Origin of the sequence: Nostoc sp. NMS7, from assembly GCF_017115085.1 — a bacterium.
Classification (GTDB): domain Bacteria; phylum Cyanobacteriota; class Cyanobacteriia; order Cyanobacteriales; family Nostocaceae; genus Nostoc.
Window position 1 is genome coordinate 1 of record NZ_JABXKJ010000021.1, and the last position, 10,835, is coordinate 10,835.

Consider the following 10,835-nt stretch of genomic DNA (forward strand, 5'->3'; position numbering starts at 1 on the left):
TTCACCGCCTACAGCGCGAGCAAGGCGGCAGTGCGCAACCTCGCGCGGACCTGGGTGGAGGACCTGAAGAGCACCGGCATCCGCGTAAACGTGCTGTCGCCCGGGGCGATAGCGACCGAACTCGCGACGGAATCGCTAGGCGAGGAGGGCCTGAAGGCCTACGGCTCGATGACTGGGTTCCAGCGCATGGGCGATCCGACGGAGCTCGGGGCCGTGGCTGCCTTTCTTGCGTCGTCGGACAGCAGCTTCATGACCGGCAGCGAGGTCGCCGTCGACGGCGGCCTGGCGCAAATCTAACCCGCTCGCCTTACGGCGCGCCATTTCGATTATTCAGAGCGCCGTAGGGTTCGGTAGACCAAATTCGGTAAACCAAAGGATAATATATGAGCTACGCAATTATCGGCTTCGGCAAGATCGGCCAGGCTCTGGCCAAGGCGTTTGCCCGCAAGGGCATCGAAGTATTCGTTGCGACCACGCGCGACCCGGCAAGCTTCACATCCGCTGCGGCCGCGATCGGACCCACGATCATCCCCAAAACACTGGCGGAAGCCGTCAAGGCGGACATCATCTTTTTGGCCGTCCGTTTCGAGTCGCACCAGGATGTCGCGAAGGCGCTGCCGACCTGGCAGGGAAAGACCATCATCGACGTGACCAATGCCTACGGCGTGTCCCCTGAGGCACTGGGAGGACAGCCTTCTTCCAAGGTCGTCGCACAGGCCTTCACTGGTGGAAGACTGGTTAAGGGCTTCAACCATTTGGGCGCTGCCGTCCTTGACCAAGATCCTGCCGTGCATGGCGGAAAGAGAGTCGTGTTCCTGGCGAGCGACGATGACGCTGCCGCAACGGAGATTGGTGCGCTCGCGGAAAATCTCGGTTTCTCGCCGATCAAACTTGGCGGGCTTTCGGAAGGCGGACTGCTTGTGCAGGCCCGGGGAAATAGTTGGGGTCGGCTGATCTTTAAGGACTTGGTCAAGTTCGACTGATGAGTCGTGATCGCAAATCTCGATGCGATCCTGCCTCGTGGACCACAACTTGTCCGATTAGACCGGACACAATCCGACCTAAGGAAAAAGGAGAGATTCGATGAGCATCAAAGAGAATGTCCAGATTGTGAAGGATTTCTTTGCAGCAATGGGCAGCTACAACGAGCACGATCTGCTTGCGTTGGCTGCCGAAGATATTGAATGGATCATTCCGGGCGAAGGCTGGCCGCTGGCAGGTACGCACCGCGGGCACGCGGAATTGGCGGCTGTGCTAAAGAAGGCGTCCGAAGAGGTGGAAATGAAATACCCAAAGCCCCCCGAATTCGTGGCGCAGGGAGACCGGGTTCTGGTTGTCGGCGTCGCTACGGGGAAAATCAAAGCCACGAATAAGCCGTTCAGGGACGATTGGGTCTTCGACATTACTGTTCGAGACGGCAAAGTGGCGCACATCCAGGAGTATATCGACACGCAGGCACTGGCGCGGGCATCGCAGATGGACGCGTTCGGGCTGGCGTAGCGCTGGCCATCTGCAGCCATCGGGCCGGGGTAGACGGTGGGTCAGCCGTGGATCGCCCCCTCGCACGCCGCGCGCTCGTCGAATGCCCAACCATAAAGGAGATCACGATGTACGACCAATCCAAGCTATCCGAGTTGATCCGGTTCGCACGAGTCGATGCGGGCTCCACCGTCATCGATGTTTACCCAGGCGACGGTGACTGGACCCGTCTCTTCTCCGACATCGTGGGACCCGAAGGACGGGTCTTCAGTTTCGTGCCAACTGAAATCGCCGACTTAAAGAACGATCAGGTCGGCCGCATGCGCGCGCTCGCGAAGGAACCGGGCCGAGAGAACGTCGAAGCCGTCTCAGCCGACCTCGTCGCGATGCCAGAGGCCACGCAACCAGCGGATGTCCTGTGGCTGCACCTGTTCTACCACGATCTCCACACCGCGCTGATCCAGGCCAGGGGCGCGACAGCGGCCCACTTCAATCGAGCTGTCTACGAGCGGCTGAAGCCCGGTGGGTCCTACGTCATCGTAGACCACGCCGCCGCCGTCGGGGCGGGCACGAGCGACGCCCAGTCGCTGCATCGGATTGAACCTGCATCCGTTCGCGAGGAGGTGGAGGCGGCCGGCTTCGTACTGGACGCGGAAAGCACCATGCTCGCGAACAAGGACGATCCGCACTCGATCAAGGTGTTCGATCCCTCGATCAAGGGCGAGACTGATCGCTTCGCCTATCGGTTCGTGAAGCCCTGACAGTTCCCGGATGCCATTCCAGAATCGGATCGGATTCAATATTTCACTTTAACCCCAGAGGATCAAGTCCAAATTAAGGTTCTTGGCAACTTTTGGTGATGATGAAAGGTTACGCGCTTTAGGCATCACCGTGCCGAAACGGGAAAATTGTACGCGCTTGGAATTGAGACTAACCTAACGCCATGAAAATACGTTTTTTTCAGCAAAGGGCACATCTCTACTCTTCATCCAAGACAAGTCTAATGTCTTTCCAGTTGGTGCAGATTACTAATACTACTCTGCACCAACAAAATAAGGGTAATCAGCCGCTCTTCGGGTGAAGGGTAAAAAATCAGTGGCTAAGATGCTTGCTAGGCAAGCTTTTCAGCCTTAGCGTACAATTTTCCCGTTTTGGCACGGTGATGCCGATTGTGCAGGTAGTTTTGCGCCCAGAACAAACCAAGGGATTTGTTTTGCTCAAAAAACGTTGGGTTGTCGAGCGTACTTTTGGTTAGTTGATGGGATGTCGCCGATTGGTTCGAGATTATGAATTACTACCTGAAACATCGGAGACTTTTATTTATATTGCCATGATCCGTATCATGGTGAGGCGTTTAGCATAATTTCTGAACTCTAAAAACTTTTCAAACATCCTCTAAGCTTATTGGTTGAGTTTGAATTTGAGTCTCCACCACTGACTAGCAATCTTTGACAAAAAATTATCCTAGCTTACCCTCGTCACTCCTATAAGTCATAGCTCTGGGCTTCCGTTTTCTGAGAGGGACTACTGATTTATTAGGTGCTTGTGGCGGACGACATATTTCACAGTAAAGCGGTCGCACACCAAAGGTTTCTCGTTGTGTGGGTTGCTCACACTGCTTACATACGAAGTTGAAAACGCGAGTATGAATTTCCCGCTTGTGCGCTCTGACGGTGTACTCTCGGACATCAATTGTTTTGCTGGGCATTGATTATCTATTGTGGTCTTACTTCTTTAATATAGTTTTTCATCTTAGTTATGTAAGATCCGTGCATCATCTGACTAAAACATCCTCTCGGAATGCCACTAAGGGGTACTCAGACTCGCTCATCATGAGTAAGCCATCAGACACCAATTTTAGCTGATCTAGGATTTTTTCATTAGTTTTGGTCATAAGCCATAATAGAGCGTAGTTTACCGCACTGAACACCCTTCTCTACGAGACGCTGCGCGAACGGCGCAGCGTCTCGTAGAGAAGGGCATCGCGTGGAAATTGTATCATCAATTTATCTGCTTTCGGGGCAGTATTGGGGGATTTTTATTCATAGTTGTTATTTCTAACGGTACAAGACAAAGAACTAAAAATGGTGCAATTTAAGAGTAGTGCAAATATGGTCAATTATGGACGCTGCCAAACGCCTTGCTACTCTCAACCGCATCCGTAAACTCAGCCGCTTGATGGATACATCTATACGCATCCCTCTAACAGGTTTTCACATTGGGATAGACCCAATTATTGGTTTAGTTCCAGGGGCGGGTGATCTAATCAGTACAGCGTTTTCAGCTTACATCATATTTTTAGCTACCCGCTTCGGCATCCCACGCCAAGATTTAGCCAAAATGATTTTTAATGTTGGTTTAGAAACAGTAGTGGGTACTGTGCCTTTTGTGGGTGATTTGTTTGATGCTTTCTATAAGTCTAATATTCGGAATTTGGCAATTTTAGAGCAACATTTGACAGTGATTGAACCAGAACTTAAAGAAGTGTCTGATGAACTTTACTCTGGTAAGTTCAGCCAAGTTTAAGTTGGTCGTCATTCCTGATTAATCTTGGCACTCCTCACGGCTAGTAAAATCATCAGTATTGTTAATCGGAACGAAGTAACCCGTCAAAACGCTCTCAGGTGGTCGAATACCTGAGTAGGTGCTAACCGGATGCCTTGACGGGCGAGATTGAGTAAGAAGCGAATGCTTGGCTGTAATGGTAAAGATAGGCTGACGTACTCACGATGATTTGGATGGAAAACCTCAAGTAGTAAGTAAAATGTCTAAAACGCTGAACAATCAGACGGTGGAATGGAACAGAATAAACTGGCATAAGCTAGAAGTAGCTGTTTATAAGCTTCAAAAGAGAATTTTCCGAGCCTCTCTACGTGGTGATACTAAAGCAGTACGCAGACTCCAAAAAACCTTGATGAGGTCTTGGTCTGGAAAAGCCTTATCTGTCCGCAAAGTAACCCAGGATAACCAGGGTAAGAAAACCGCAGGTGTAGACGGCATCAAGTCGCTTACCCCCAAGGCTCGGCTTACCTTGGTACTGAGCTTGAACATTAACAAGAAAGTTAGTGCAACGCGCCGTGTGTGGATTCCCAAGTCTGACGGCTCCAAGCGCCCTCTAGGTATTCCTACTATGCACGACAGAGCGACTCAAGCCCTTACCAAACTGGCTCTCGAACCAGAATGGGAAGCTAAGTTTGAGCCAAATAGCTACGGCTTCCGACCAGGAAGAAGCGCCCATGATGCAATCGGAGCAATATTCAACAGCATCAAGCAAGCGAACAAATACGTTCTTGATGCTGACATCTCAAAGTGCTTCGATAAAATCAACCACAAAGAACTGCTCAAAAAAATCAATACATTCCCAACAATGCGGAGACTTATCAAAGCATGGTTGAAATCGGGTGTAATGGACGATGGTCAATTCTTTGAGACTAACGAAGGCACACCCCAAGGCGGCGTAATATCTCCCATACTAGCGAATATAGCCTGTCAGCAAGAAGATTGTTAGACATATCAAAGTGAAGGGAACAGCATCGCCATTCGACGGAAACCTGAAATACTGGAGTTCTAGAAGAGGAGAACATCCCTTGGTTCCTACGAGAGTTGCAAAACTTTTGAAAGAACAACAAGGTAAATGCGCTCACTGCGGTCTGTACTTTAGGGAAGACGATTTAATCGAAGTTGACCATATCATACCCAAGTCCGAAGGCGGAAAGGATAGGTACGACAACCTTCAAGCATTACATCGTCACTGCCATGATAGTAAAACAGCCAGCGATAACCGAGACTCAAGGCTAAGGGGAAGCACCTCCGCCGATGAAGAGTGGCTAGCCGCATGGTAGTTAGAGGTACTCATAACAAGAGCCAAATCAGCGAGGAGCCGTGTAAGGTGAAAGTCTTACGCACGGTTCTGAAGACCAACGGGTCTGGTGACAGATTCGTTGAGTTTAATTCCCATTTGATGAGGCGATGCCCAACTCTTGGAGACGCTGCGCGTAGCAAGATCCCGTTCGCGTAGCGTCTCCGACAGGAGAAGGGTACGGCACAGGTGTGACAGTGAGCCATTCTCTACGAGACGCTGCGCGAACGGCAAGCTCAGGGTAAGACCTACGGCGGTAAACTAAGCTCTTAACTGACTTTCCCCTAGAACTAGCTGCGATCGCCATCATATACCCGATCGTATTCGCTCTCGTCCGGGAACATAATAGGCATTTTTCAATTAGTTCTTTTCGTCAAGATTGGGTGGGCTGGGCAATCAATCGCTTGGGGTTTCCTTTCTACGAGACGCTACTCGCGTTCGCTTGACTTAAGTCTGCCCAACTCAACGAGGCATAACTTCAGTAAATCGCAAAGTTTTTTCAGAGGCGATCGCTAACCATAAATTTAAGTACCACTAAAGTATTAAAAAGCACTATAATTATTAAATAAAATTATGGATTGTAAGAAAAGCTTTAAAAAATGAAAAAATCAAGGATATTAGTCATGAAATGAGGGAGCATCCAGTTTTGGCAGAAAGACTCAAATAGCAAGCAAACCATTGAGATAAGCTTAAGCGTTCGGAAAGGATTTGGTTGACACTTTCAATATTCCACTGTGCGCCGGAAATTTTAATCCTTGCTCCAATCTGTTTAATAGCAGACTCGACAGCTCCAGAACCAATAGAACACAGTTGTTCAGTTTGGTAATAACTGTAGTTAATAATACGAGAGCGATGTTTTTCGCTCCGGAGCTATAAACTTCTTAACTTGTTTGCCACGGCAATTATTAAATAAAGCCTGAATTGGATGCTCCCTCCCCTTTGTCTGGCAGCAAAGATTTATTATTGTCGCATTAAAATTTGCTCGATTCTCCTTTTTATAACTTCTTCACTCACACCTAGAAACTTCATAATGCAACATCTTAGTAAAGCTTCTAGGTGATTATAAAGTCTATATAGTTCAGGATATTCAATTATAGATTGGATATCCGTATTCTCATTGAGATGTGTAAGTTTATTTCTAATATTAACCACAGTTGCGATAAAATTGTCGCGTAACTCCTTTTTAGTTAGAAACCCTGTTGAAAAGCAAGTTTTATTAAGCCCAATAAGTTCCTTAAGACGTTTTCTAAGAGAAAATTCATATAGATAGGATAGCCTTTGCTTAAGGGAGTCTTTGAACTCTGAAGTCAGATTATATACATTTGAATCTGATTCGATGGCTCGTAAAAAGCTTTGATAAATGCCATTTTTATATTCTTGTTCATTAATATATCTGCCACCATACAGAATCCTATGAAATGCTTCTATAGCTTGTGCAAGACTGAGAAATCTTTCTGTTAAATACCTTTTGGGAAGATAAAAGAGTCCAAGATATAGATATATTACTGGTTTTAGTTTTTTAGAATTACCATACCACTGAGCCACATCTTCATCTAAGACCACAAATGTTACGTTTCATTACGATTTGTTGAGAGTTGCCAATAATGATTTGTCGCTGTTGATCTATTGTCTTTAAAGAATACTTATTAAAAACATAATCACACTTTAACAATTTACCACTAATCTGAAATTTTAGCAGTTCATTATAGTAATGTCATGTTCGACAAATCTCTCAGAAGAAAATGCTTAAACTACACATCAATTGGTGTAGTTATTATGGGGCTTACTGGAGGACCGATAGTCTCCACTTTTGCCCAGGCTCAGGAGATTAAGAGTCTCGATACTAAGACTCTCACTCCGATCAAGCACGTCATTGTCATTGTTGGTGAGAACCGAACCTTTGATCATGTCTTCGGTGCCTACCAACCGCGATCGGGTCAAACAGTGTCTAATCTGTTATCCAAGGGGATTATCAATGCTGATGGTACGCCTGGACCGAACTTCCAAGCAGCAACTCAATACAAAGCTTCCATCACCTATACCTTCTCGTTGAGTCCTGCTAACAAAAAACCCTATACAACGCTACCCCCGCCTAAAGCTGGCGGTGGACAAATTGCAAGTGACACGAATCCGCCTCCCTTCAAGACCTTGGCTGCCGTCCAAGCTGCCAAACCTGCGCTGCTGCCGGAGGATTTCGGACTCCTACTGACCGGTGCAACTGGATTGCCGAGTGGTACTGTGGATACCCGAATCAGGAACGTGAATAAGTTACGAAGTGGCCCTTTCCAACTAACGCCTGGTGTGCCCTATGATGCCTACGCAGCAAGCCCTGTACACCGCTTCTATCAGATGTGGCAGCAGGTGGATTGCGACATTAGCCATGCGAGTGCAAATAATCCCAGTGGTTGTCTTAAGGATCTTTTTCCTTGGGTCGAGGTGAGCGTCGGCGCAGGCAGCAATGGGAAGCCGTTTTCGACTTTCACCGATCATGAGGGTGCCACCTCTATGGGCTTCTACAACGTCAATACCGGAGATGTGCCATACTTCAAATCTCTGGCTGACAATTACGCAATCAGTGACAACTACCATCAACCTGTCATGGGTGGTACTGGTGCTAACTCAGTGATGATTGGTATCGGTGATGCCATTTGGTACAGCAATGGCAAAGGCAATCCAGCCACACCGCCGCCAAATGAGATTGAAAATCCCAACCCGCAGCCTGGAACCAACAACTTCTACACACAGGATGGCTATTCTGGCGGCACCTACACTAATTGTTCTAACCCTAGCCAGCCAGGGGTTAGACCTGTTTTGAATTATCTGAATTCTCTCTCCTACAAACCAAAGTCCAACTGTGCGCCGAATACCTACTATCTCCTGAACAATTACGATCCTGGCTATTTGGGTAACGGAACGGTTAACAACGGGGTTACTAACAGTGGCTTTGTGATTCCGCCGTCACCTGTTCGCACCATTGGTGATGCCTTGTTGGAAAAGAATATTTCGTGGCGTTACTACGGTGAAGGTTGGAACCAATACGTTAAAAATCCAACTAGTAACACCAACGTCTATTGCAATATTTGCAACCCCTTCCAGTACGTGACGTCAATTATGACGAACGAGAAGGTACGGACGGAGCATTTGAAGGACACCACGGATCTGGATAACGATATTAACAACAATAAGCTGCCCGCAGTCTCCTTTGTGAAACCTGGTGGCTTACTTGACGGTCATCCAGGGTCGTCAAAGTTTAGTCTGTTTGAAGCTTTTACTAAGAAGATTATCAAAGAGGTTCAAAGCAAGCCTGAACTCTGGAAGGACACAGCAATTCTGATCACAGTTGATGAGGGTGGTGGATATTTCGATTCTGGCTACATTCAGCCCCTCGACTTCTTCGGCGACGGAACACGGATTCCTTTAATTGTGGTGTCGCCATACTCTCGCGGTGGTCGCGTTGTTCATACGTATTATGACCATGTTTCGATTCTGAAGTTTATTGAGAAGAATTGGGGACTGTCGCCACTCACCAATCGTAGTCGTGACAATCTACCTAATCCTCAGACCCGCCGCGCAAATCCTTATGTACCGATTAACGGTCCCGCGATCGGCGACTTGATAGATATGTTCGACTTCTCAAGAAGAAGCTGATTCTTTCTTAATGGGACTTAAACAAAAAACACCCATAAAAAAGCCTCAAATCTATATATAGAGAGACTTTGACATCGTTTTGCTTGGTTGATTGATATATCTGGGTTTGAGCCATTTTTGAGCATTTGGTGTATTTTCCTTACCCTGCATGGGTTTGAGGCTTGTTTCTCCCGGAAAAATGTTTAAGTCCCGTTATGAGAGATTTTTCCCACATTCGGGAATTTTATGGCGATGGCGTAACCGCCCACCGGATACTGTTGGCGAATTGATAGGGGGTCTAACCCATCAGCCCCAATCCATCTTAATTTCTTTAATTTCAGTGCGTTTCAACGTACTTTATGGAGCTATTAAAAGATTTTGACTCTCAGCAACCAGCGAAGGATATTTCCATCAACTCAGTTCCAATTAGGTATAAAGGTGGGGGTATTTACGATCCGCCAGGCATCATTCAAATGAAACCTAATCAAGAACAGTTTTGGTGTGTGGCTAATACTGCGGCAGATACCTTCTTGGACTTGCAAGTTCAATACGATAACATTGCTCAACCGCTTGAATTAGTAGGGATGGATGGCGTTCCTATCAATGCTGATGGTCAGCTGTATAACCAGCCTAAATTTGTCCACCACATTCTGCTACCCCCAGCCGGAAGGGCAGAGTTCATGATCAAGAGTCCGAAAGCGTCGGTCAAGGATGCCAAGTTTTTGACCCTGAATTATGACACAGGGACACAAGGTGATAATGACCCACAACGAACGATAGCTAGAATTGAGAGGGAAGTAGAACTTACTGCTACAGCGGCATCATCTTTTTCAGCCTCAGTTCCTGAGTTAAGCATTGACTTAACCAAGGTATCAGGCGATCGCTTCTCTGGACTAAATCAGAATAAGTCTGTAAAGGAGCGCAAGCTTTACTTCTCTGAAACAGATCCTAATGTAGAACCAGAGCAGTTCTACATCACAGTAGAGCCAAATCAGCCTAAAGTTTACGATCCAAACTTCAAGACTCCCGATATCACGGTTGAGGAGGGAACTACTGAGGATTGGATCGTGCAAAACCGAACTTTGGAAGCCCACGCCTTCCATATTCACCAAATCCACTTCCTCGTCTTGGACAGTTCCGATGCGAGTGAGATCGGGGTGTTGCGCGACACAATCAATCTACCTACTTGGAACGGTGATTCAAACACCCCGTTTCCCAGTGTTAAACTGCAAATGGATTTCCGAGGCATTCAGAAGGATACAAGTATTACAGGTACTTTTCTCTACCACTGCCATATCTTGGAACACGAAGACAACGGTATGATGGCACCTATTGAAGTCAAGAGCCATGAGGCATGGATTGAAGAAGAATTCAGGAGTCAGAATGCAATCAGTCGGGGATTCAGACCGGCGCAGGTGTTGTTGACGCTTATAAAGGACGAGGCGCACCTTGTAAGCGTGGCAAAATTAAAAGTTCTCAGACTCGTCCAGTCGTCAACCGTGCAGCCAATGCTTTCCGCATGGCTGCACAAACTGCCGGAAAAAGTAATTCTGCTTTAGGGGCATTTTATCGTCGCTTACGTTCTCGACTTGGCTCTCCTAAAGCCATTACTGCTACCGCTCATAAGATTGCCCGCATTTTTTACAAACTTTGGACATCAGGTGGAGATTATACCGATCCTGGCATGGATTATTATGAGCAGCGTTACCGAGAGCGAATGGTCAATAACCTCCACAAGAAAGCGATTGCTTTTGGTTTTGAACTTATTCCTCAACCCTCAGCAAATCTGGTTTCTTAGAAGCAACTGCACAGGCGGCACTGCCACCCGCTATGAATGAAAGAAACTATTTTGAGGCGACTAATGAACGGG

12 protein-coding genes and 3 pseudogenes are annotated in these 10,835 nt (G+C 47.3%); 10 read left to right on the forward strand and 5 right to left on the reverse strand.

The window, feature by feature from the left end:
• The 5 genes and pseudogenes from HWQ38_RS01500 to HWQ38_RS01520 form a co-directional block, all read left to right on the forward strand.
• Positions 1-297 (forward strand): SDR family oxidoreductase (locus HWQ38_RS01500; RefSeq protein WP_292789466.1); only part of this gene is annotated, 297 nt, incomplete at its 5' end.
• 86 nt (positions 298-383) lie between these two features.
• A complete protein-coding gene (locus tag HWQ38_RS01505; protein ID WP_292789468.1) occupies positions 384-983 on the forward strand; it encodes an NADPH-dependent F420 reductase in 600 nt (199 codons plus the stop codon).
• A gap of 100 nt (positions 984-1,083) precedes the next feature.
• On the forward strand, positions 1,084-1,500 hold the full coding sequence (locus tag HWQ38_RS01510; protein WP_273761837.1) for a nuclear transport factor 2 family protein: 417 nt from the start codon (positions 1,084-1,086) through the stop codon (positions 1,498-1,500).
• Between the two features lie 107 nt (positions 1,501-1,607).
• Entirely contained in the window at positions 1,608-2,240 is a 633-nt protein-coding gene (locus HWQ38_RS01515; protein WP_273761835.1) for a class I SAM-dependent methyltransferase, read from the forward strand.
• Positions 2,241-2,650: 410 nt separating this feature from the next.
• A pseudogene (locus tag HWQ38_RS01520) lies at positions 2,651-2,842 on the forward strand (transposase); the annotation flags it as partial.
• 96 nt (positions 2,843-2,938) lie between these two features.
• Here HWQ38_RS01520 and HWQ38_RS01525 read toward each other — a convergent pair.
• Together HWQ38_RS01525 and HWQ38_RS01530 are read right to left on the reverse strand one after the other, a co-directional pair.
• Positions 2,939-3,187, reverse strand: a complete 249-nt coding sequence (locus HWQ38_RS01525) for a hypothetical protein (protein ID WP_292789471.1) — start codon at positions 3,185-3,187, stop codon at positions 2,939-2,941.
• 66 nt (positions 3,188-3,253) lie between these two features.
• Entirely contained in the window at positions 3,254-3,373 is a 120-nt protein-coding gene (locus HWQ38_RS01530; RefSeq protein WP_292789472.1) for a nuclease A inhibitor family protein, read from the reverse strand.
• Positions 3,374-3,600: 227 nt separating this feature from the next.
• On the opposite strand from HWQ38_RS01530, the gene HWQ38_RS01535 reads away from it, so the two are divergent.
• Positions 3,601-4,005 carry a DUF4112 domain-containing protein gene (locus HWQ38_RS01535; RefSeq protein ID WP_292789473.1) on the forward strand — a complete coding sequence of 135 codons (405 nt, stop codon included), beginning with the start codon at positions 3,601-3,603 and terminating at the stop codon, positions 4,003-4,005.
• Positions 4,006-4,243: 238 nt separating this feature from the next.
• A pseudogene (locus tag HWQ38_RS01540) lies at positions 4,244-5,321 on the forward strand (reverse transcriptase N-terminal domain-containing protein).
• Between the two features lie 105 nt (positions 5,322-5,426).
• Here the strand turns inward: HWQ38_RS01540 and HWQ38_RS01545 are convergent.
• The 3 genes and pseudogenes from HWQ38_RS01545 to HWQ38_RS01555 form a co-directional block, all read right to left on the reverse strand.
• Entirely contained in the window at positions 5,427-5,648 is a 222-nt protein-coding gene (locus HWQ38_RS01545; RefSeq protein ID WP_292789474.1) for a hypothetical protein, read from the reverse strand.
• A gap of 349 nt (positions 5,649-5,997) precedes the next feature.
• Positions 5,998-6,257 (reverse strand): annotated as a pseudogene (locus HWQ38_RS01550) (ISKra4 family transposase); the annotation flags it as partial.
• A gap of 41 nt (positions 6,258-6,298) precedes the next feature.
• Positions 6,299-6,901 (reverse strand): HEPN domain-containing protein, encoded by a 603-nt coding sequence (locus tag HWQ38_RS01555; RefSeq protein ID WP_292789476.1) that lies wholly within the window; start codon positions 6,899-6,901, stop codon positions 6,299-6,301.
• A 153-nt stretch (positions 6,902-7,054) separates the two neighbouring features.
• On the opposite strand from HWQ38_RS01555, the gene HWQ38_RS01560 reads away from it, so the two are divergent.
• From HWQ38_RS01560 to HWQ38_RS01570, 3 genes are all read left to right on the forward strand, one after another.
• Positions 7,055-8,986 carry an alkaline phosphatase family protein gene (locus HWQ38_RS01560; protein ID WP_292789478.1) on the forward strand — a complete coding sequence of 644 codons (1,932 nt, stop codon included), beginning with the start codon at positions 7,055-7,057 and terminating at the stop codon, positions 8,984-8,986.
• Positions 8,987-9,324: 338 nt separating this feature from the next.
• Positions 9,325-10,524, forward strand: a complete 1,200-nt coding sequence (locus tag HWQ38_RS01565; protein WP_292789480.1) for a multicopper oxidase domain-containing protein — start codon at positions 9,325-9,327, stop codon at positions 10,522-10,524.
• A complete protein-coding gene (locus HWQ38_RS01570) occupies positions 10,485-10,763 on the forward strand; it encodes a hypothetical protein (protein ID WP_292789482.1) in 279 nt (92 codons plus the stop codon). Before HWQ38_RS01565 ends, HWQ38_RS01570 begins: the two co-directional genes overlap by 40 nt.
• Positions 10,764-10,835 lie beyond the last annotated feature (72 nt).